Origin of the sequence: Bacteroides sp. 1001136B_160425_E2, from assembly GCF_015559655.1 — a bacterium.
GTDB classification, from domain to species: Bacteria; Bacteroidota; Bacteroidia; order Bacteroidales; family Bacteroidaceae; genus Bacteroides; species Bacteroides luhongzhouii.
This window is the reverse complement of sequence record NZ_JADMQH010000017.1, coordinates 116,366-139,158: the sequence shown is the minus strand read 5'-3', so window position 1 is coordinate 139,158 and position 22,793 is coordinate 116,366. Positions and strand designations below refer to the sequence as shown.

At 41.9% G+C, this 22,793-nt stretch carries 14 protein-coding genes and 2 tRNA genes; 13 read left to right on the top strand and 3 right to left on the bottom strand.

The genetic code is table 11. The features are described from left to right. Positions 1–126 precede the first annotated feature (126 nt). The 10 genes from I2I04_RS17605 to I2I04_RS17560 all read left to right on the top strand — a co-directional run bounded on the left by I2I04_RS17605 (position 127) and on the right by I2I04_RS17560 (position 16,639). On the top strand, positions 127–3,342 hold the full coding sequence (locus I2I04_RS17605; protein WP_143259237.1) for a SusC/RagA family TonB-linked outer membrane protein: 3,216 nt from the start codon (positions 127–129) through the stop codon (positions 3,340–3,342). A 20-nt stretch (positions 3,343–3,362) separates the two neighbouring features. Next, positions 3,363–4,841: a RagB/SusD family nutrient uptake outer membrane protein gene (locus I2I04_RS17600; protein WP_143259236.1), complete on the top strand. Its 1,479-nt coding sequence runs from the start codon at positions 3,363–3,365 to the stop codon at positions 4,839–4,841. A 22-nt stretch (positions 4,842–4,863) separates the two neighbouring features. Beyond that, a complete protein-coding gene (locus I2I04_RS17595; protein WP_143259235.1) occupies positions 4,864–5,955 on the top strand; it encodes a cellulase family glycosylhydrolase in 1,092 nt (363 codons plus the stop codon). 20 nt (positions 5,956–5,975) lie between these two features. Then, positions 5,976–7,853 carry a hypothetical protein gene (locus tag I2I04_RS17590; protein ID WP_195655525.1) on the top strand — a complete coding sequence of 626 codons (1,878 nt, stop codon included), beginning with the start codon at positions 5,976–5,978 and terminating at the stop codon, positions 7,851–7,853. Between the two features lie 26 nt (positions 7,854–7,879). Further along, positions 7,880–9,769: a hypothetical protein gene (locus I2I04_RS17585; RefSeq protein WP_195655509.1), complete on the top strand. Its 1,890-nt coding sequence runs from the start codon at positions 7,880–7,882 to the stop codon at positions 9,767–9,769. Between the two features lie 39 nt (positions 9,770–9,808). Further along, on the top strand, positions 9,809–13,063 hold the full coding sequence (locus tag I2I04_RS17580; protein WP_195655508.1) for a DUF5107 domain-containing protein: 3,255 nt from the start codon (positions 9,809–9,811) through the stop codon (positions 13,061–13,063). Between the two features lie 226 nt (positions 13,064–13,289). Beyond that, complete coding sequence (locus I2I04_RS17575) at positions 13,290–13,811, top strand: RNA polymerase sigma-70 factor (RefSeq protein WP_143259308.1); 522 nt, start codon at positions 13,290–13,292, stop codon at positions 13,809–13,811. A 29-nt stretch (positions 13,812–13,840) separates the two neighbouring features. Next, on the top strand, positions 13,841–14,980 hold the full coding sequence (locus I2I04_RS17570; protein WP_143259232.1) for an aldose epimerase family protein: 1,140 nt from the start codon (positions 13,841–13,843) through the stop codon (positions 14,978–14,980). A gap of 116 nt (positions 14,981–15,096) precedes the next feature. Further along, positions 15,097–15,900: an inositol monophosphatase family protein gene (locus I2I04_RS17565; protein WP_195470701.1), complete on the top strand. Its 804-nt coding sequence runs from the start codon at positions 15,097–15,099 to the stop codon at positions 15,898–15,900. A gap of 31 nt (positions 15,901–15,931) precedes the next feature. Next, positions 15,932–16,639 carry a ComF family protein gene (locus I2I04_RS17560; protein WP_195655507.1) on the top strand — a complete coding sequence of 236 codons (708 nt, stop codon included), beginning with the start codon at positions 15,932–15,934 and terminating at the stop codon, positions 16,637–16,639. Positions 16,640–16,773: 134 nt separating this feature from the next. Here the strand turns inward: I2I04_RS17560 and I2I04_RS17555 are convergent. After that, positions 16,774–16,847 (bottom strand) — tRNA-Asn (locus I2I04_RS17555). Positions 16,848–16,875: 28 nt separating this feature from the next. Beyond that, positions 16,876–16,949: transfer RNA gene (locus tag I2I04_RS17550), tRNA-Asn, on the bottom strand. 77 nt (positions 16,950–17,026) lie between these two features. Between I2I04_RS17550 and I2I04_RS17545 the strand changes: the two genes are divergently transcribed. Together I2I04_RS17545 and I2I04_RS17540 are read left to right on the top strand one after the other, a co-directional pair. Next, positions 17,027–18,016 (top strand): adenosine kinase, encoded by a 990-nt coding sequence (locus I2I04_RS17545; protein ID WP_143259229.1) that lies wholly within the window; start codon positions 17,027–17,029, stop codon positions 18,014–18,016. Positions 18,017–18,062: 46 nt separating this feature from the next. Then, positions 18,063–19,751, top strand: a complete 1,689-nt coding sequence (locus I2I04_RS17540; RefSeq protein WP_143259228.1) for a S41 family peptidase — start codon at positions 18,063–18,065, stop codon at positions 19,749–19,751. Between the two features lie 146 nt (positions 19,752–19,897). Here the strand turns inward: I2I04_RS17540 and I2I04_RS17535 are convergent, their stop codons facing one another. Further along, the gene (locus I2I04_RS17535; protein ID WP_143259227.1) at positions 19,898–21,088 is read right to left on the bottom strand and encodes a PAS domain-containing protein; all 1,191 of its coding nucleotides are present in this window, start codon (positions 21,086–21,088) and stop codon (positions 19,898–19,900) included. Positions 21,089–21,259: 171 nt separating this feature from the next. Here I2I04_RS17535 and ahcY point away from each other — a divergent pair, with 171 nt between their 5' ends. Then, positions 21,260–22,690 carry an adenosylhomocysteinase gene (gene ahcY / locus I2I04_RS17530; protein ID WP_143259226.1) on the top strand — a complete coding sequence of 477 codons (1,431 nt, stop codon included), beginning with the start codon at positions 21,260–21,262 and terminating at the stop codon, positions 22,688–22,690. Positions 22,691–22,793 lie beyond the last annotated feature (103 nt).

Genomic DNA, 22,793 nt, shown 5'->3' with positions numbered 1-22,793 from the left:
TCCACGTCCTAAGAGCAAAACCTGCGTGTGTATGTTGTCCGTAAAACGGATAGCACAGGTATAGCCTTGCTTTACGCAGACAAAGGTAATAATTAATTCCTTTATTTAACCTTAAATGAGTTTACAATGTTAAAGCTGAAACAAATATTATGTAGCATTCTTGTTTTGGTCAGCCTGCTTTCTTGTCCTTCTTTATGGGCACAAAAAAACAGTAAAGTCAATATTGCTGCCAAACAGATAACTTTGAAGAATCTGATACAAGAAGTTGAGAAACAGACAGATTATACTTTTGTATTTGACAATTCCATCCCTCTGTCACGTGTTGTTTCCTTGAAAGGAGGTTCCCAATATCTTTCCGATATATTGAAACAGGCTTTTGATAAAAGTGATATTTTATATGAAATAGTAGGGAAACAGATTGTTTTACAAAAGATTCAGACAAAAACCAGCCGGATTGTCTCGGGAGTGGTGAAAGATGAACAGGGAGAAGCTGTCATCGGTGCAAGCGTATTGGTAAAAGGTACTACTAACGGTACAGTTACTGATTTTAATGGGAAATTTGAACTGCAGAACATTCCTGAAAATGCGACCATTGATGTGACATTTATTGGATATGTGTCGCAAAGTAAAAAAGTGACAGGAGGAACACGTTCGCTGAATTTCATCCTTGAAGAGGATACGGAGACGCTGGACGAAGTGGTTGTGGTAGGCTATGGCGTACAGCGTAAACGGGATCTTTCCGGTTCTATAGCTTCCGTTAAAGGTGATATTATTACTGAATATGCTAATACTTCCGTTGCATCAGCCTTACAGGGCCGTGTGTCGGGGGTACAGATTCAGCAGACAAATGGTCAACCGGGAGCCGGAATACAGGTAAGAGTGCGCGGTTCCAATTCGATCCGGGGAGATAATGAACCGCTTTGGATTATTAATGGTTTTCCCGGAGATATCAATATGATTAATACCGCCGATATTGAATCGGTTGAAGTGATGAAAGATGCGTCCGCAACAGCTATTTATGGATCACGCGGAGCTAATGGAGTTATTCTGATTACAACTAAACAAGCCAAAGAAGGTAAGATTACAGTAGAATATAATGCAAGTTTCGGTGTACAGAGTCTGGCTAAGGAACTTGATTTATTGGATGCGTGGGAGTATATGAACTATCTGAATGAAAAGGCAGCTATCAATAACCAGCCCACGATATATACCGATGAAGAAATCAAATCGACTCTGCATAGTACCAACTGGCAACGGGAATTGTTTCGTAATGCACTTGTTACCGACCACTCCATTAATATTTCGGGTGGTACGGAGAAAGTTCAGGGTACGTTAGGGGCCAGTTATTTCGATCAGCAGGGAATTGTGAAAGAGAGCGGATATAAACGTATGTCTATTCGTTCCAGCTTGAATTATCATATCTCGAAATATGTAACAGTTTCGAGTAATTTGATTTTTAGCCGTTCGAATCATAACCAGATGAACTCGCAGGGAGGTAGTCGTGGAACATCTGTTATTGGTTCTACACTAATCTTGCCGCCTACGGCAACCCCTCATTATGACGACGGAACCTGGAATGACTTTCAAACGCAGCCGATTGCGCCGGTAAATCCGTTGGCGTATGTGAATGAAGTGGATAATAAATGGTATGCCAACCGTATTATGGCAAATGCTTCTTTGACTATAAAGCCGATTGACGGATTGACAATTCAACTGTCTGCCAATGTTAATAATAACCAAAACCGCAAAGATTATTATAAGTCATTGTTGTATCCTAATTCGCAAGGAGCAGCTTCCATTACATTCGGAGAAACGGTCGACATAACGAGTAATAACATCATAACCTATAACAAGACTTTTTTGAAGAAACATCATTTAAGTGTTATGGGTGGTTTTACTTATGAACAAAGTACCTCGAAGACAGCGGGCACAGGGACGGCCGAAGGCTTTTTAAGTGATGTGACGGAGAGCTACGATATGGATGCGGCTGCTGTCAAGGGTTTACCGACATCCGGTTATTCAAACTGGCGTTTGTTTTCATTTTTGGGACGTGTCAATTATAACTATGCTGATCGTTATCTGCTGACAGCCAGTCTTCGTGCCGACGGTTCGTCTCGCTATAGTAAAGGTAACAAATGGGGATATTTCCCGTCGGCAGCAGTTGCCTGGCGACTTTCGCAAGAGTCTTTTCTGCGTGATGTGGAGTGGCTTTCGGACTTGAAGTTGCGTATGAGTTATGGGGTGACCGGAAGTACTGCCATTTCACCATATTCTACCCAGAATACACTGCGAACGGAAAATGTTGTATTTGATAAAAATACGGTCGTGGCTTATGTTCCGTCCGATACCTACACTGGTGATTTGAAATGGGAAACTACTTCGCAGTTTAATATGGGGATTGATCTTGCCTTATTTAATAACCGGTTGCGTATGACTGCCGATTATTACCGGAAGAAAACTACCGATTTGCTGAATAATGTGGAGATGCCCCGTTCAAGTGGATATACTACCGCTTTGCGTAATATAGGTTCGATTCGTAACTCGGGGTTTGAACTGCAGCTTGACGGACGGATTATCGATCGTACCGTGAAATGGGATTTAGGTGTCAATTTCTCGCTCAATCGGAGTAAAGTGTTAGTCCTTTCAGAAGATAAGGATATTTTTGGAGGTGAACTGGATAACACCATTTTGAAAGATCAGCTTAATCTGATGCGCGTTGGTGAACCGATGTATGTTTTCTATGGATATGTTGAAGATGGATATGACGAGAATGGTCATATTGTGTATAAGAATATGGATGACGACCCTGCTATTACGGCGGCAGATAAGACCATAATAGGTGATCCTAATCCCGATTTTCTGGTGAATTTAACGACTTCCGTCAGTTATAAAGGCTTTACGCTAAGTGCCTTTTTGCAAAGTTCAATAGGTAATGATATATATTCGCTTAGTATGGCTGCCCAAGCTTATGATTATGGATATAATGGTAATACGTTGCGTGAGGTATATTATAATCACTGGACGCCTGAAAACCCTACCGCAAAATATCCTAATTTGGATCAGACTTCTTATAAGATGTCCGATCGCTTTGTTTATGACGGAAGTTTCGTGAGATTGAAAAATTTAGAGTTAGCTTACGACGTGCCTTGCGCCCGTAGTAAATTCATCAAACGTGCCCGTGTCTATGTGAGTGCCCAAAACCTATTTACTATTACGAGCTATCCTTTCTGGGATCCGGATATTAATGCCAATGGCGGCGGAAGCTCGATGATTCAGGGGGTAGATTCGTATTGTTATCCCAGTGCCCGTACTTATACACTTGGATGCCGACTCACTTTCTAACATGTAAAAACTGATGTCTTATGAAAAAATTATTGATATATATTGCCGCTTTTATTATGATATTGGCAATGAATACATCTTGTGAAGATATGGGCGCTTTGGAAGAGCGTCCGAAGAAAGTTGATGCGACGACTTTTATGGCAAATGCCGGAGAGGTAGAGAGTGTTATCAACTCCATTTATTTTCAGCTCCGTCGTGATGCGGGATTCAGTCGTTATCTGATTGTTCTGGAAGAGGGATTGGCAGATTACTGTATAGGAAGAGGTAACTATGCGACAGCTTATGACACAGGACTCACTAGTGGCGGAGTTGGCTTCTCAAAAGATAGCTGGGCTGTGTTGTATCGTGCCATCCGTTTTGCAAATAATATTCTTGATGGCATAGGTAACGCTACGCTCTCCCAACAGGAATATAACAATCTTACCGGAGAAACACGTTTCCTGCGTGCATTTGCCTATTCGTGGCTGGCACGGAACTGGGGAGCCGTACCTTTCTTCGACGAGCGGAATATGAATGATTTTAATAAGCCTCGTACCCCTGAAGCTGATATCTGGAAATTTGTGATTGATGAAGCTGATTATGCAGTGGCAAATCTACCGGAAGTGGCCAAGGCTGCCGGACGTCCTTCGCGTTATGCTGCATTGGCTTTGAAAACAGAAGCTTGCCTCTATGCCGGTCGTTACGAAGAAGCTGCAGAAGCGGCTGGTCTGATTATCTCGTCCAAGCGTTATTCGCTGGTTGAAGTTGGTAAGGCTGATGATTTCATTGATCTTTACGGTCATACAGCCAATGCCACTTCCGAAGAGATTTTTTATATGAAGTACAATCGTGATAGTGGGTCGACAATAGGTTACATGTATCTCTGTAAACCGAATCCTTTTATGAATATGGGGGCTGTAGGAATCTATACCGACTATCAGAAAAATAAATTTATTCAAAACTGGGATCAGAATGATTTACGATATCAGTTTGGATTATATAAGCAGACACAGAACGGAACATTAAATGCGTTGACCAAAACAGGTATGATCTGCTCGAAATTCAGAGACCCGGAGTGGACAGGAAACAGTGCAACTCCCAATGACAACCCTGTGTATCGCTATGCTGATATTTTGCTTTATTATGCAGAAGCTGTTTGCCGTTGGAAGGGGGCTCCCACTGACGATGCCATGGAGAAGCTGAATATGGTGCGGAGGCGTGCTTACGGGCAGAAGCCGGCACAGGCTTCTCCTTCAGACTTCAAACTGGCCGATTATGCAAGTAAAGATGCTTTTCTTGCGTTGGTATTGCAGGAACGCGGTTATGAAACGATTTTTGAAGGTAAACGCTATAATGATCTGAAACGTTGTGGAAAACTAGCCGAAGCAGCTTTGGCAGCCGGGCGTATTTCGTCCCTGTCGGAAGTAGGAGATGCGGCTTATTGGTGGCCCATTCCGACAGATGAATTTAATTATAATATGGCATTAGACCCGACGAAGGATCAGAATCCCGGTTATTAACAACTTATTAACTTGATATCTTATGAATAGATTAAATATATTAATTGCAACAATCTTTTTCTTATTGGCAACGACTGGTTGTGCGCAGCAGGTTGAAAGATGGTCGACAGAAAAAGCAAACGCATGGTACGCATCGCAAAAGTGGCCGGTAGGCATTAATTACGTCACTGCTACGGCCATCAATCAATTTGAGATGTGGCAAAAAGAAACTTTCGATCCGAAGACCATAGAACTGGAACTGGGGCGTGCAGAGGAACTCGGATTCAATACGGTACGTATATTCCTGCATGATATGGTATGGGAAGCGGATCCTGATGGGTTTAAACAACGGTTGGATGCATTCTTGGGCATCTGTCAAAAACATGGAATGCAGGCTATTGTCACTTTCTTTACGAATGGCGGGCGTTTTGAAAATCCTAAATTAGGTGTACAGCCAGCTTCCGTACAAGGTGTTCACAACTCTCAATGGATACAGAGTCCTGGAGCGCCGTCTGTCAATGATCCTTCAACATATCCACGTTTGGAACGCTACGTCAAGGATGTGATGAGTACATTTAAAGCAGATGATCGTATCTTATTGTGGTGCCTGTATAATGAACCGGAAAATTTTAAACAGAAAGCACGTAGTATGCCATTGTTGCGCGAAGTATTTCGTTGGGCGCGTGAGGTGAATCCTTCACAACCACTTTCATCTCCGATTTGGATTTACCCCGGTGGACACGGTACACGAAGCAACCTGCCCATTATCAGTTTTTTAGGCGAAAACTGTGACGTTATGACCTTCCATTGTTATTATGGTCCTGAAGAGATGGAAAAATTTATTGCTTTTATGAAACAGTTTGACCGTCCTGTGATTTGCCAAGAGTATATGGGACGTCCCCGTTCAACTTTTGAAGAGATTATGCCGATTCTTAAACGTGAGAAGGTAGGTGCTATCAGTTGGGGATTGACAGCCGGTAAATGTAATTTCCATTTGCAGTGGTCAAGCAAGGCTGGTGATCCGGAACCTGCAGTGTGGTTTCATGATATATTTCGTTTGGATGGCACACCTTATAGTCAACATGAAGTTGATTTTATCAAAAGTATGACTTCAAGCGGATCGTTAACGGATTGAATAATAAAAGAACGAATATGATGAAAAAACTAAATACTCATAAATACCTTTTGGTAACAGCGATGGGACTTCTTGTCGCTTGTACGTCTTATACTTCAACAGATGAGTGGCCTAATCCACGTCCGAATTCAAATCCTGGTCCGGAACCGGTCACAGGAGAAATAACTTCTATCCAGTCACTCAATAAGAGTGAAAATACAGCTATAAATTCTCATGCGGACGAATGGGAAAACAGTTCTCTCGAACTGGATTATCGACGGTTGCTGACTTTGGAAAGTCCGGCACTCTCGGCTGTGAACGCTCTTTATCCCCGTATCAAGAAACTGGGCGACGGGTCTTATTTGCTATTATACCAACAAGGGCCGCAGGCTTGGAATGTCTATTATGCTTTGAGTACTAACCTGATTACATGGCAGAATGCATCCACTCCTTTGTTCCAGAGTGAAAGCGCCCAGCAAAGCTCGGGGGCCAGTGATACTCGCTGTTTCTCATCATGTGATGCAGTGGTTTTGGCAAATAAAGATATTTTAGCATTTGCCTCCTTCCGCTTGAACCAAGGATACAGGTTCGATCCGCAGAGTAATGGTATTATGATGAGGCGCTCTTCTGATAACGGACGTTCTTGGTCAACTGCCCAAATTATTTATCAGGGGACGACTTGGGAGCCTTATGCATTGCAACTACGTTCGGGTGAAATACAGTTGTATTTTACTGATAGTGAGCCTCTCACTGGGGACTCAGGAACTGCTATGCTGCGTTCTATGGATAATGGGCGGACATGGACTACTGTCGGAAAGGTGATTCGTCAAAAGACCGGATTGGCTATAGATGGTTCGGGTAAGCAAATTTATTCCGATCAGATGCCTTCTGCTCGCGAATTGAACAATTCAACGAAGATTGCGGTGGCTACAGAAACACGTTTCAGGGATGAAGGAGATGTTTATCATATTTCAATGGCGTGGAATTCAGACAATTGGGCTTCGGCTCCATTGACTGGGGATGAAGTAGGTCCTTCGGACCGTAAACTCAATTTTGTGCAAAAGGCTGCAGCGCCTTATCTGGCGCAATTTCCTTCCGGAGAGACTGTTTTGTCGTACAATGCTTCTTCTCTTTTTACCATGCAAGTGGGTAATACGGAGGCTTCACAATGGGGAGAAATTTATCAGCCGTTCAGTGGAAAAGGATATTGGGGAGCAACGGAAATTATTGATCCGCATACGTTGGTGGCTGCTATGCCCGCTACTTTTGTCAATAGCGAGAATAAAAATGCTGCCCGTATTCAGATTGGACAGTTTGTCCTGAATCACCGGATCAATGCTGTCGAAATGACACCGGTGATAGATGCTGATAATTCGGATTGGAGTGCGGTTAGTGATGCATTATTTATTGGTAGTGTGTCCACTACACAAGCTGTGTTCCGTTTCGCGTATGATGCAGAGAATGTATATTGTCTGGTGGAACGTCTTGATAAAGATCTGACCACAGAGGATAATATGGAACTAGTTTTCCAAGGCGGAGATGCCACCGGTACGCCTCTTAAAATTTCACTTATTCCGGATGCTGTTCAGCATACGATTAAATGCAGCCTTTCTTCGGTAACTTGTAAAACCGCAGTTTATGGAACTTTTGGTGATACGGCAGCTGATAAGGGATATATAGCTGAGATTGCTATTCCGCGGACTTTGCTCCGAGTGGTAGCCGACCGTCTGATGTTTAATGCTACGTTATACGATCAGAATGGCAGCGATACTTTCAGCGGACTGACTGCTACGAATTATGAAAAATGGTTGCCGGTTGTTCTAAAGGCAGCTACAGATCCTGAACCTCTACCAGGAGAAGGAGATATCGGTACAGGACCGTCCTGGAATAATGACGATACGGAAGGTACATGGAAATAATGATAACATTTTAAATTTGTGAGACCATGAAAAAAAATAAAATCCAGATTCTTTTGGTGGTTAGTTTATCATTAGGTAGTTGCATACAAACTGATGATGAGGCGTTTTCCCCAGAACCAATTATAAACGGAGGAGGGAAATCCATTACGGCAATTTGTTCCGTCGCCACCACAACACGCACATCGCTCAATGCATCAATGAATGTGGTTTGGAATCAAAATGATGAAATACGGTTATTCGGAGCTTCAACACCCAATGGTACTGTTTATGCTACTGTAGCTAATGGAGTTCGTACAGCTGTTTTTGATCCGGTAGACGATTCTGTGGATGATGCAGTCCGATATGCCGTTTATCCGGCGTCAGCTGCGTCAAGCAGTCAACTTGAAGGTACGACACTTGCTGTTGACTTTTCGGCACTTGCCGGACAGAAATGGATGGGTGCGTTCAATGCTGACAGTGAAATCTCATCTTTGCCGATGGTAGCAGCCTCTGATGGTGAAGCCTTTTCTTTTAAGAATCTGTGTGGCGGAGTACGGTTACAACTAAATGATTATCAAATGATGGGGATTAGCATTAAGTCTGTAGCTGTACATGGTAATGACGGAGAACTACTGGCCGATATAGCTGATGTCAATGTAGCGGATGGAATCGTATCACTTCGGAAGTCTTCCACTTCTTCTGCTGCGACTGCTGCATTGATTACTTGTGATACAAGCGTACCTCTTTCCGCAGATAATAACCCCTCGGGCCATACAGACTTTGTTTTATTTCTTCCTGCAGTAAATTATACCAAAGGGCTGACTTTTGTCATAACTGATGCTGCCGGACGGATTTACGAACAAGTGACTCCGGGGGCGTTCGCTATTGAAGCCGGAGTTGTCAAACCAATGAAGTTATTGCCTGTGACGTTGTATTATGGTAAGGCAAATTGTTATTGTACAGCATCTGCCGGAATGCTTGAAATAGATGTCACACCTTATTATTCGTTGGCAGGAGATTATACCTATGAAAATCGTCCAAGAGTGAATGTCGCTGGGGAAGTAGTAGATAAAGCTGTATCTGCAACTGTTGTGTGGACACAAACTAATTCGTCTTCATCGGGAAATGTCCTTTCTGCTGTTCCTACATTGGAAGGAACGATTTTGAGAGTTCCCGTAAGTGGCGTGAAAGGGAATGCACTTGTGGCTATTCAGGATGCATCGGGCAAGAACTTATGGTCCTTCCATGTTTGGGTGAGTGAAGTCTCGGATCTTACCTATATGAATGAGGAACGCGGAACGTTCAAAATGATGGATCGTAATTTGGGTGCAACTTCTGTTACGCCTAAAGACCAGAATGCTTATGGAACATGGTATCAATGGGGGCGAAAAGATCCGTTCCCGCGTCCGCTTGATATTGTCCGTTCGAGTGCGACGACTGTGGATAATAAGGAATTGACTGCCAATGCAATCACTTCTGCAGAAGTGGGAACTGTGAGTTATACCATATCCAATCCTGATATAAGAATCTTCTCTGCAAATGATTGGCACAACGAATGGCGGAATAATGGACTGTGGGGAAACTCTGATGGTTTGACTAAGAATGTAAAGACTGTGTATGACCCCTGTCCGGAAGGCTATTGTGTACCTGATCAGAACTGTTATCAGGGATTTACCTTTACTTCAAAGACGGAATGTGACACTAATTACGGTCATCTGTTTGTGATTGATGGGGTACAAACTTCTTACTTTCCGACAGGAGGCTATCTGGATAAGGGGGCTAATAAAATTGCTTATCAGGAATATCGGGGGTATCAGTGGACCAGTAACCCCGGAACAACAGGAGCTTATTACTTCTATTATAATAATGCAAATCTTAATTTTACAGGTATGGACCGTGCTTCTGCAGCATCTGTCCGCTGCGTCAGGATGGAGTAAAATGAAAGATATTTTTTAATCATAATAATACATGCACTTATGAAATATTTCAATATTTTGTTTTTGATTTTGTTTCTCACTACAAGCGCAAAAGCGCAATCGGTCAAGGTGTCTGTAAGCAAGGTCACTATTCCGACATACACAGAGCCGGAACGTGAAGAACTGCCGATGTTTGCCGAGAATCGGGTACACCAGCGTTCGAGCGGCAATCCTTATCCTAATAAAATTGTTCTGAAAGTGAATCGGGAACAAAAAGTGGATAAAGAGTATACGCTTATCAAATTAGAGAATGAATATTTGGAATTACAAATATTGCCGGAAATTGGAGGAAAGATATATGCAGCCAAAGATAAAACGAATGGATATGATTTTTTCTATAAGAACCATGTCATAAAACCTGCTCTTATCGGTGCATTGGGTTCGTGGATTTCGGGTGGACTGGAGTTTAACTGGCCTTTTCATCATCGAGCTTCGTCTTTTATGCCTACTGATTATGAGATAGAAAAATTGCCGGACGGGGGAGTGATCGTTTGGGTTTCGGAACATGATCCGACAGACCGTATGAAAGGTATGGTTGGTATTGTGCTTAATCCTGGTGAGTCTATCTTTGAAACGAGAGTCAAGTTGTCGAATATCACACCGTTAAGACATTCGTTTTTATGGTGGGAGAATGTGGCCGTACCTTCAAATAAGAATTATGAAATATTTTTTCCGCATGATGTAAGCCATGTCTTTTTCCATTACAAACGTTCGGTTACTACTTATCCGGTTGCAACGAATGCGGCAGGAATATTTAACGGTATTCGTTATGACGGTGCAGTTGATATAAGCAAACATAAGAATACGATTCAGCCTACCTCTTATTTTAGTGCGGCATCACAGTATGATTTCTTTGGCGGTTATGATACGGGCAGAAAATGTGGGGTTGTACACATCGGAGATCATCACGTATCACCCGGTAAGAAGATGTTCACGTGGGCTTACAATCAGTTGTCCCAGTCTTGGGAAAATGCTCTCACAGATACAGATGGAGCCTATTGTGAGTTAATGGCAGGCAGCTATTCTGACAATCAGCCGGATTTTACATGGCTTGAACCGATGGAGACTAAAACCTTCTCGCAATATTGGTTCCCAATCGGAGAAATCGGGGTTCCGGATTTTGCGAACACGACAGGAGCTATATATGTCAAGGATGCGATTAAAGTGCAACTGAATAAGACTCGTAATGTGAAGATTACGGTCAAAGGTGATAATCAGATTTTGTATTCAGGAAAAGCTACGATCAAAGCTAGAGAAGAATATATATTGCCTGCGGATGTAAAAATGAAGTTGGGGTATTCAATAGACGTTGATGCTAATGACGGAACTGTTTTAATGTCTTATACAGTGAAGAAACATGATACTTTCAATATCCCTCATACAACGCAGGATATGCCGAATTTCAAGAAGGTGGAAAGTCCGCATTTATTGTATCTTGAAGGTTTGCATGTGGATCAATATCGTGATCCGGCCACTAAGGGAGAGAGCTATTACAAAGAAGCTCTTGAGCGTGATCCTAATTTTGCTCCTGCATTGATCGCTTTAGGAGAGGCTAAATTACGTAATGCTTTTTATAGTGAAGCCTTGGACTATTTTTTGAGGGCGGAAAAAGTGTTGACACAGTTCAATACACGTCTTGAAAATGGGAAACTATACTATTTGTTAGGACATGTTTATTTAGCATTCGATGAACAGGAGAAGGCTTATGATTATTTCCAAAAAGCGGCATGGAGCAGTGCTTATGTTTCTTCTGCCATGACTTATGTCGCTATGCTTGATATTCGTAAACAAGAATATGACAAGGCTGTCCGGCATCTTAATACTGCCATTGCTTATCATAAAGATAATGTTGTTGCCAATGCGTTGATGATATATGCTTTTTATTTACAAGGAGATAAAAAGGCATCTGAACGTCAATTTCTGTCTGTAGAAGCGAATGATAAACTTAATCATTTGGCACGTTATTTCGGGGTGTTGACTGGTAAAATCAGTGCCCGGGATTTTATGGAGAAAATACGAACGGATAAGAATCAGGTGTGTCTCGATTTGATGGAAACTTTGCTGGTCGCTGATTTGAAAAAAGAGGCTGTTTCCCTGATAGAAATGCTACAAGCACAGGAACCTCTTGTTTTTAGTTTGTCTGCTATATACGCGGATATAAAAGGTGGCTCTCCGGATGATTTGGCAACGGAAGGAATCGCTTTCCCCAGTCGGCGGATTGAAATGAAAAGTTTATCTCATTGGGCGAAACAAGGTAATCAGAATGCTAAATTCCTGTTGGGATGTGCCCTTTATGCTAAAGGACATTATGAAAATGCTGTCACTCTTTGGGAAAGCTTGTCCGGTAATGATTATCGTGCCGCACGAAATCTGGCTGTCGCTTATTATTCACACATGAATCGTAAAAGTGAAGTATTGCCGTTATTGAAGCGGGCATTATCGTTGAAGCCGGATGATGAACAACTGATTTTTGAAACAGTTTATGTGATGGGTAAGCTAGGAGTCGCACCAGTTGAACGTATTTCTTTCCTTAATAATCATAAGGCTGTAATCAGTCGCGATGATATTATGCTTGAGTGGGCGCGAGCTTATAATATGGCAGGACAGGAGGATAAAGCAATAGAACTTCTTTGTGGGCGTAACTTTGTTCCGGCTGAAGGCGGAGAACATGCCGTAGCTGAACAGTATATGTTTGCTTATTTCCTGAAAGGGCGTCGATTAATGAAAGAAAATAAGATGAAAGAAGCGGCTGATTGTTTTAAGACTGCGCAGACTTTACCTCAAAATTTGGGAGCAGGTTTATGGAATATCGTTAGACTGGTTCCATTTAAATATTATGAAGCAATCTGCCTAAAATCTTTGGGACAAGAAGATAAAGCCAAAGAGAATTTTGATTTTATAACGGGTATTGAGATTGACTATTTTAGTAATATGAACTTGCCGGAACTGCCTTTTTATCAAGCGCTTTGTTATCGTGAAGCGGGTATTTCCTTCAAAGGAGATATGCTTGTCAACTATAAATTGAAGGACTGGAAAGAAGGAATAAAGGCTGTTGATGCAGGTTATTTTGCCACTACTCCTTTTTTTATAAGTTACTGCGATCGTGCCGTGCAACAAAGATGTGCTTATTATAGTTATTTACTTGCTTTGGCTTATCGCTACATGGGTGATACAGAGCTGGCACAGAAATACATTGAGCAGGCAGCTGTAAGTGATCCTTATGCTCTGAATATTTTTTCAGAAAGACAATTTTGAATGATTGTGTAAAGCTTGTTTGGACGTGGAATCATACGGATTTGCAGTTAGAAGGAATCTGTATGATTCACGTCATTGCTAGCGTTTTTATTTATTGTAATGAATGTGATTTCGGTTTTTGTATTAGAAAGTGTTTTGAAAGTATGGTGCTCTTTATGAAAATGTATTCCGAAAGAAGATTATTTTTTGTAGATTTGTGAGACTGATAAACACAACTCCGGGAACAATGGATATTCAAGCCTTTCGAAATTATTATGATACGTATTATGAACAACTTTGTTGTTTTCTCAACTTCTATACGCATGATGTAGCTGTGATAGAAGATGTTATTCAGGAAGTATTTCTCAAACTATGGGAAAATAAAGATTGCATTGAAATTACTTATATCAAAACATACCTTTTCCGGGCTGCCAAAAATCGGGTATTAAATTATCTTCGTGATGAGGAAAATAGACATCAGTTATTAGAGAGTTGGTTTAACCAGCAGCTGGAAGAAAGGAGATATAAAGATTGTTTTGATATGGATGCTTTGGTAAAGGTGGTGAATCAGGCAATAGAACAGCTTCCGGAGAAATGTAGGGAGATATTTTCCTTGAGTCGGAAGGAGGGGCTTTCTTATAAGCAGATTGCCGAACGTCTCGGGATTTCTGTGAAAACAGTAGAAACACAAATAAGCATTGCGCTCAAACGAATAAGAGAGCTCTTATCTTCTTCTGCATTTGCATTTTTGTGGCTGTTTATTCGATAAAATATTTATTCTTTACTATTGAATGTCAGATGAATAGATTTTTTGCTTGTTTGTATTTAGCTGTGTTTGTTACTGCTTGTGCGGAATGTGAAGTCATTCCTGGAGTGAAAACTACATTTTATGGTATTACTCAAGATGGTGATACCGTTACTCAATATACCCTGACCAATGCTTCGGGGGCTCAATTCAAGGTCATTGACTATGGGTGTCGTGTGACGAATATTATGGTGCCGGACCGGGAAGGAAAAATGGCGGATGTAGTGCTTGGATATGAAAATCTTAAGGACTATGAGACTGGAGCCGAGCGGTTTTTCGGGGCTTTATTAGGACGTTATGCTAACCGTATTGCCGGCGGGGATTTTATGATTGATTCTGTTCGGTATCAACTTTCGTGCAATGAATCTCCAAACGGACATCCCGGACATTTGCACGGTGGTGTGAAGGGATTTGATCGTGTCATGTGGAAAGCGATACCTGTCAATTGTTCTGATACGTTTGGCATTGTTTTTACTCGTCGCAGTCCTGACGGAGAGGAGGGATATCCTGGTAATTTGGACTGTAAAGTCACTTATTACTGGACCCCGGATAATACTTGGCGTATAGAATATGAGGCAGTTACCGACCAGCCGACTATCGTTAATATGTCGCAACATTGCTATTTTAACCTTCAGGGGTATGACGGAGGTTCAGTTTTAAGTCATATCGTACAAATCAATGCGGATTCAGTCACGGTAAACACTCCGTGGTATGTGCCGGCTTCGGTTGAACCGGTAATAGGAGGACCTTTGGATTTTCGTATTCCTCACAGTTTTGCAGAACGTGCCGACTTTCCTAATGAACACATGAAACTTATGGGTGGCTATTCGGCCAATTGGATACTTCGTGATTATAACGGAGATTTACATTATGCTGCAACTGTCACGGAACCTCAAAGTGGCCGTCAATTAGAAACTTACACTACAGAGCCCGGCTTGTTGATCTATACCGGTATCGGGCTTTCAGAAAAGATTGTGGCCAAAGGTGGTCCACAACAGAAATATGGTGGCCTGATATTGGAAACCATCCATCATCCGGACACGCCACATCATCCTGAATTTCCATCCTGTGTGTTGCGTCCTCATGAGAAATATTATTCCGTTACGGAATATAGATTTTCTGTGCAAAAGTAATTTAATGGAGTATACTACGGAATTACTTATCTTTTTCCGGGAAAACTCTGACTTCTATCAAAAAAAGTAATAATTTTGGCATTGATTTGTAGATTGCCTAAATTACGAAAGATAGAATGTTAGATTTAAAACAACTTACAGCTGATGTATGCCGGATTGCTACAGAGGTTGGACATTTTTTGAAAGAAGAACGAAAGAACTTCCGTCGTGAACGTGTGGTAGAAAAACATGCGCATGATTATGTGTCTTATGTGGATAAAGAATCTGAAGTGCGAGTGGTGAAAGCTCTTACTGCTTTACTGCCTGAAGCGGGATTCATCACAGAAGAAGGCTCTGCTACTTATCAGGATGAACCCTACTGTTGGGTGATTGATCCGTTGGATGGAACCACGAATTATATTCATGATGAGGCTCCTTATTGTGTGTCCATCGCCTTACGTAACCGTACCGAACTTCTTTTGGGGGTCGTTTATGAAGTTTGCCGGAATGAATGCTTCTATGCCTGGAAAGGCGGAAAAGCTTTTATGAATGGCGAAGAAATTCATGTGTCGAACGTTGAGGACATCAAAGATGCATTTGTCATTACAGAATTACCTTATAATCATCTGCAATATAAACAGACTGCTCTTCATCTTGTCGATCAACTTTATGGGGTAGTGGGAGGTATGCGCATGAATGGCTCGGCCGCTGCCGCAATCTGCTATGTGGCTATTGGGCGTTTTGATGCATGGATGGAAGCATTTCTCGGAAAATGGGATTATTCTGCAGCGGCACTGATTGTTCAGGAGGCGGGAGGAAAGGTGACTGACTTTTATGGCGAAGATCATTTCATAGAAGGACATCATATTATTGCAACGAACGGAAATCTTCATCCTTTCTTTCAGAAACTCCTGTCAGAAGTTCCTCCGTTGAATATGTAAGTGCCATTGCAACCTTAAAATCTCTATTATTATGAAACACACACTTCTTATAAAAGACTGGCTTAGTTCATTCTTATCTTTGCTATTTCCTCGTTGCTGCGTTGTTTGCGGCCGACCGTTAGCAAAGGGTGAAGAATGTATCTGTACAGTATGTAATATTAATCTACCCCGTACTAATTATCATCTTCGGAAAGATAATCCGGTAGAACGGCTTTTCTGGGGACAAATTCCTTTGGAACGGGCTACATCTTTTTTCTTTTATGAGAAAGGAAGTGACTTCCGCTTGATTCTTCATCGGTTGAAATATGGCGGACAAAAGGAAATAGGCGTGATTATGGGGCGGTATATGGCTGCCGAACTTTTGTCTTCCAATTTTTTTCAGGGAATTGATGTGATAATCCCCATACCGCTTCATAAGAAAAAACAGCAAATCCGTGGTTATAATCAGAGTGAGTGGATTGCCCGTGGTATTGCTGCTGTAACAGGAATCCCTATTGATACAGATTCTATATTGCGTAAGAAAAATACGGAAACGCAAACGCGTAAATCGGTATTTGAACGTCGTGATAATGTGGAAGGTATCTTCGAACTTCAACATCCTGAAACACTTGCAGGGAAACACATACTGATAGTTGACGATGTGTTGACCACCGGTTCTACCACTCTGGCATGTGCTTCCTGTCTGGTAGATGTGGAAGATATACGGATTAGTATATTGACGTTGGCAACGGTGGAATAAATATGAAGGCAATGAATAAATAATAAAGAGGCTTTCAATATGATTCATGAACCCAGAATTCCGATATAATCCGAAAAACATTGGATCAGAGAAATAAAAAAGAGATAAATCTTCCGATTTACCTCTTTTTTTTGCTCTTCCTCTTGGACTTGAACCAAGGACCCTCTGATTAACAGTCAGATGCTCTAACCGACTGAGCTAAGGAAGAATGTTTGCAATCAAGATTTTCAACTTTGCTCTTCCTCTTGGACTTGAACCAAGGACCCTCTGATTAACAGTCAGATGCTCTAACCGACTGAGCTAAGGAAGAATGTTTTTCTCAATTGCGATGCAAAAGTACTAGGTTTTTTTGAAATATGCAATATCTTTGCAAAAAAAATATTAGTAATGGACAAAATAATAGGATTAGGCAACGCCTTGGTAGACGTACTTGCAACCCTAAAGGATGATGCTCTCTTGAATGAAATGGGTTTACCCAAAGGAAGCATGCAACTTATCGATGATGCTAAGTTACAGCAGATTAACGCAAAATTCTCACAGATGAAAACCCATTTGGCGACAGGTGGATCGGCAGGAAATGCCATACTTGGACTGGCTTGTTTGGGAGCCGCAACCGGGTTTATAGGAAAAGTAGGAAATGATCATTATGGAGATTTTTTTCGTGAAAATCTGCAGAAAAATAAGATTGAAGACAAATTATTGACCTCGGACCGGCTACCTTCCGGTGTGGCATCCACTTTTATCTCGCCGGATGGGGAGCGCACTTTTGGAACCTATTTGGGAGCAGCCGCTTCTTTGAGGGCGGAAGAACTGACGCTGGATATGTTTAAAGGTTACGCATACCTGTTTATAGAGGGCTACCTCGTTCAGGATCATGAAATGATTCTTCATGCCATTGAACTGGCAAAAGAAGCAGGTTTGCAGATTTGTCTCGATATGGCTAGCTATAATATTGTGGCCAATGATCTGGAGTTCTTCTCTTTATTAATAAACAAATATGTCGACATTGTCTTTGCGAACGAAGAAGAAGCAAAAGCCTTTACCGGTAAGGAGCCGGAGGAAGCTTTGAGAGTGATTGCCAAGAAATGCAGTATTGCTATTGTAAAAGTCGGGGCAAATGGTTCTTATATCCGCAAAGGGACAGAAGAAATAAAGGTTTCGGCCATTCCGGTTCAGAAAGTGGTGGATACTACCGGTGCAGGTGACTATTTTGCTTCCGGATTCTTATATGGATTGACCTGTGGATACTCGTTAGATAAATGTGCAAAAATAGGTTCTATTCTCTCGGGAAATGTTATTCAGGTAATCGGAACAACGATCCCACAGGAACGCTGGGATGAAATTAAGTTAAATATTAACAGGATTCTGGCAGAATAACAAAGGATTAAGCTACTTTTACGACTCATTTAGATTAAAAAGAGGTATGAAAAAATTGCTGAACGGGCGAATAGCTATTGTTGCAGTAGCGGTGATAGCCACAGTTGCTTTCTTTAGTTTCAAGAGCGGAGACGACCGTAATTTCCAGATTGCAAAGAATCTGGATATATTTAACGCGATTGTGAAAGAACTGGATATGTTCTATGTAGATACCATCGATCCGAATAAAACGATTCGGGAAGGAATCGATAATATGCTTTACACCTTGGACCCTTATACGGAATATTATCCGGAAGAAGACCAGAGTGAGTTGGAGCAGATGATTAAAGGATCATTTGGTGGTATAGGTTCTTACATTGCTTATAATACAAAACTAAAGCGTTCGATGATTTCTGAACCTTTCGAGGGAACGCCAGCTGCAAAAGCCGGCCTGAAAGCGGGAGATATCCTGATGGAGATTGACGGAAAAGACCTTGCCGGTAAGAATAATGCGGAAGTCAGTCAGATGTTGCGCGGACAGGCGGGTACCAGCTTTAAGTTGAAGATTGAACGTCCGAATGTGAAAGGCGGACGTACACCGATGGAGTTCACAATTGTGCGTGAGTCTATTCAGAATCCGGCAATACCTTATACTGCCGTACTGGATAATAATATAGGTTACATCAGCCTTAGTACTTTTTCCGGTAACCCTTCCAAAGAATTTAAGAAAGCACTGCTGGATTTGAAGAAACAGGGAGCCACTTCATTGGTGATAGACCTTCGTAGTAATGGCGGTGGATTGCTGGATGAAGCAGTAGAAATTGCGAATTATTTCTTGCCGCGTGGAAAAGTGATTGTGACGACCAAAGGAAAAATCAAACAGGCCAGTAACACTTATAAAACGTTGCGTGAACCATTGGATTTGGATATTCCGATTGCCGTACTGGTAAATAGCGGAACGGCTTCTGCTTCTGAAATCTTATCAGGTTCTTTGCAGGATCTCGACCGTGCTGTTATCGTTGGTAACCGTACTTTTGGAAAAGGACTGGTACAGGTTCCCCGTTCTTTGCCTTATGGCGGAACGATGAAAGTGACTACCTCCAAATATTATATTCCGAGCGGCCGTTGCGTGCAGGCTATTGATTACAAGCATCGCAATGAAGACGGAAGTGTCGGCACTATTCCCGACAGTTTAACTAAGGTATTCTATACAGCTGCCGGACGTGAAGTTCGTGACGGAGGTGGTGTAATGCCGGATATTACGATCAAACAAGAGAAATTACCGAACATCCTATTCTATCTGGTACGTGATAATCTGATTTTCGATTATGCAACGCAGTATTGTTTGAAACATCCCACTATCGTTGCTCCGGAGAAGTTTGAGGTGACAGATGCTGATTATAACGATTTTAAAGCATTGGTGAAGAAAGCTGACTTCAAGTATGACCAACAGAGCGAGAAAATTCTGAAAACGTTGAAAGAAGCTGCCGAGTTTGAAGGATATATGGATGATGCTTCAGAGGAGTTTAAAGCACTAGAGAAGAAGTTGAATCATAATCTCGACCGTGACTTGGATTATTTCTCTACTGACATAAAGAAAATGATTGCTACTGAAATCATCAAGCGTTATTATTATCAACGTGGTACTATAATCCAGCAGTTGAAGGATGATGACGGTTTGAAGGAAGCGATGAAAATACTGAATGATCCGGTGAAATACAAAGAAATGCTTAGTGCCCCGGCTGCTAAGAAATAAAGAAATATTTTTCAAATATAGATAATACAGAAAACGCGGCTTTGTCATCGGCAGGCCGCGTTTTCTGTATTATCTGTATCTAATTGTAAATAGTCATATAAGGGTCATCCTCGGATACAGTCATTTATATTCTCAAACTGACACATTTATTGGCGAATCAAAGGGAGAGTGAAATAAAACCTGCTTCCCTGCCCCTCCTGGGAGCGCAGCCAGATACGTCCTCCCATTTTTTCTACTAACATTCTGCAAAGAGTCAGCCCCAATCCGGTTCCCTGAACAAAATCGTTGACCTTTCCAAAGCGGCGGAAAATAGTGGCAACTCTTTCTGCCGGAATACCGATGCCGCTATCTTTCACGTAGAACTCTACAAAATCCTCTTTTTCCCGATACCCGAAATGAATTTCTCCTTTGGGGGTAAACTTCGTGGCGTTACTAAGTAAGTTACTTATGATTTGTATAATACGATTCCAGTCACCGGAGGCATACATGTCCGCATCTACATCATCTAAAATAAGTTTGACTCCGTTTTGCGTCTTGTGGCAAAACTGTTGCTCCAGTTGCAAACAGATATCTGTTAACTTGATCGGACGGATGTTGAATTTTAAAGAGTCGGCCTCCAGTGAGGCCAGATCCAGAATATCGTTGAATAGATTCAGTAACATTTCCGAATTGCGTTCGATGATTTCCGCATATTGATTTTTCTCTTCCGTAGATGTTGCGTTAGTGATTAGTTTGGAGAATCCGACAATCGCATTGAGCGGAGTGCGTATTTCATGGCTCATGTTTGCAAGAAAGGCAGATTTCAGCCGGTCCGATTCTTCTGCCTTGACTCTGGCGGCCTTCAGCTCTTTCTGTTGTTGCGCGTTCGTCTGTTCTGCCTCCCATTGTTGGGATATATCACGGCACATACATAACAGATATTCATTATCCAAAGGAAAGATGCGGTTTTCGTAGTGATGTAAAACACCGTCCAACATCAGGTCATGTCTGGCTGTGGAACTTTCTCCCGTGAGGATCACTTTATCCATATTCTTGCGGACGCTTTCATAAGCTTCTTCCGGCAGGATATCTTTTACGTTAGTGGTGGTGATATTACTGGCATTGATACCTTCTACGTGGTTGGTAGCCGGCGAAGAAGCAAGCTCTATAATATTGGCATCATGGTCGAAGACGGTGAGCATATCGGGGAGGGCATCCAATATCCGGGTGCTATATTTATCGCGAAAACGTTTTTGGGAGGGAGGCGAAGAATGAGAGGAAAGAAAATCAATCTTCTCCTCTAATTGTTCGATTATTTCTAAAAGTTCCTCCTTCGTTTTGCTCTCGTAATGTCTCATAGAAGATTTATTGTTATTCATTAGAATGTTGTAGAAATTGTTTCATCTGTTGCAAATATAAGACAATATTCTGAGACGCGGATTGCCTCCCAAGTTATTATAACATAAAAAAAACGGATAGCTTTTGCCCTACTAATCAGAATGTTCTATCTTTGCACCAATTATATATAAATGATTTACAATATGTCTACAGAATTATTCTCTACTCTGCCCTATAAGGTGGCAGATATTACACTTGCTGATTTCGGACGCAAGGAAATCGATTTGGCAGAAAAAGAAATGCCCGGCCTGATGGCTCTTCGCGAAAAGTATGGAGAATCCAAACCGTTAAAAGGTGCCCGCATTATGGGATCGTTGCACATGACCATTCAGACGGCTGTGCTGATTGAAACATTAGTGGCTTTAGGAGCTGAAGTACGTTGGTGCTCTTGTAATATATATTCAACGCAGGATCATGCGGCAGCTGCAATAGCTGCTGCGGGTGTGCCTGTGTTTGCATGGAAGGGGGAGACTCTTGCTGATTATTGGTGGTGTACATTGCAGGCATTGAACTTTGCCGGTGGTAAAGGGCCGAATGTGATTGTAGATGATGGCGGTGACGCTACGATGATGATTCACGTAGGTTATGATGCGGAGAATAATGCTGCCGTATTGGATAAAGAAGTACATGCAGAGGACGAAATAGAACTGAATGCAATCTTGAAGAAAGTATTGGCGGAAGACAGTACTCGCTGGCATCGTGTAGCGGAAGAGGTGCGTGGTGTGTCTGAAGAAACTACGACAGGCGTACATCGTTTGTATCAGATGCAGGAAGAAGGCAAGCTGTTGTTCCCGGCATTCAATGTGAATGATTCGGTCACAAAATCTAAGTTTGACAATCTGTATGGCTGTCGCGAATCGCTGGCTGACGGTATCAAGCGTGCAACGGATGTGATGATTGCCGGAAAAGTGGTGGTAGTATGTGGTTATGGTGATGTGGGTAAAGGCTGTTCTCATTCTATGCGTTCTTACGGAGCGCGGGTACTCGTGACGGAAGTAGACCCGATCTGTGCATTGCAGGCTGCCATGGAAGGCTTTGAAGTGGTGACTATGGAAGAAGCTTGCATGGAAGGTAACATTTTCGTGACTACCACAGGTAATATCGATATTATCCGTATCGACCACATGGAGAAAATGAAAGATCAGTCTATTGTTTGCAACATCGGTCACTTCGATAATGAAATTCAGGTGGAAGCCTTGAAACATTATCCGGGCATCAAATGTGTGAACATCAAACCGCAAGTAGACCGTTATTATTTCCCGGATGGTCACAGCATCATTCTGCTTGCTGACGGTCGTTTGGTAAATCTGGGATGTGCAACCGGCCATCCGTCATTTGTGATGAGTAATTCATTCACCAATCAGACATTGGCGCAGATAGAGCTGTTCAACAAGAAATATGATATCAATGTATATCGCTTGCCGAAGCATCTGGACGAAGAAGTTGCCCGCCTGCATCTTGAAAAGATCGGCGTGAAACTGACTAAGTTGACTCCTGAACAGGCTGCTTATATTGGTGTGTCAGTGGACGGACCTTATAAAGCAGATCATTATAGATACTAATTAGATTTACGATTTGACGATTTTCTATTTACGATTGATAAATGTGGGAGATCGGTATTCTACCGTTATCAATTGTAAATGTTAGATTGTCAGATCGTAATTT

Bases quoted from the DNA above. Each gene is read 5' to 3' on its own strand.
- I2I04_RS17605 (WP_143259237.1), top strand. From the start codon at position 127: ATGTTAAAGCTGAAACAAATATTATGTAGCATTCTTGTTTTGGTCAGC.
- I2I04_RS17600 (WP_143259236.1), top strand. From the start codon at position 3,363: ATGAAAAAATTATTGATATATATTGCCGCTTTTATTATGATATTGGCA.
- I2I04_RS17595 (WP_143259235.1), top strand. From the start codon at position 4,864: ATGAATAGATTAAATATATTAATTGCAACAATCTTTTTCTTATTGGCA.
- I2I04_RS17590 (WP_195655525.1), top strand. From the start codon at position 5,976: ATGAAAAAACTAAATACTCATAAATACCTTTTGGTAACAGCGATGGGA.
- I2I04_RS17585 (WP_195655509.1), top strand. From the start codon at position 7,880: ATGAAAAAAAATAAAATCCAGATTCTTTTGGTGGTTAGTTTATCATTA.
- I2I04_RS17580 (WP_195655508.1), top strand. From the start codon at position 9,809: ATGAAATATTTCAATATTTTGTTTTTGATTTTGTTTCTCACTACAAGC.
- I2I04_RS17575 (WP_143259308.1), top strand. From the start codon at position 13,290: ATGGATATTCAAGCCTTTCGAAATTATTATGATACGTATTATGAACAA.
- I2I04_RS17570 (WP_143259232.1), top strand. From the start codon at position 13,841: ATGAATAGATTTTTTGCTTGTTTGTATTTAGCTGTGTTTGTTACTGCT.
- I2I04_RS17565 (WP_195470701.1), top strand. From the start codon at position 15,097: ATGTTAGATTTAAAACAACTTACAGCTGATGTATGCCGGATTGCTACA.
- I2I04_RS17560 (WP_195655507.1), top strand. From the start codon at position 15,932: ATGAAACACACACTTCTTATAAAAGACTGGCTTAGTTCATTCTTATCT.
- I2I04_RS17545 (WP_143259229.1), top strand. From the start codon at position 17,027: ATGGACAAAATAATAGGATTAGGCAACGCCTTGGTAGACGTACTTGCA.
- I2I04_RS17540 (WP_143259228.1), top strand. From the start codon at position 18,063: ATGAAAAAATTGCTGAACGGGCGAATAGCTATTGTTGCAGTAGCGGTG.
- I2I04_RS17535 (WP_143259227.1), bottom strand. From the start codon at position 21,088: ATGAGACATTACGAGAGCAAAACGAAGGAGGAACTTTTAGAAATAATC.
- ahcY (WP_143259226.1), top strand. From the start codon at position 21,260: ATGATTTACAATATGTCTACAGAATTATTCTCTACTCTGCCCTATAAG.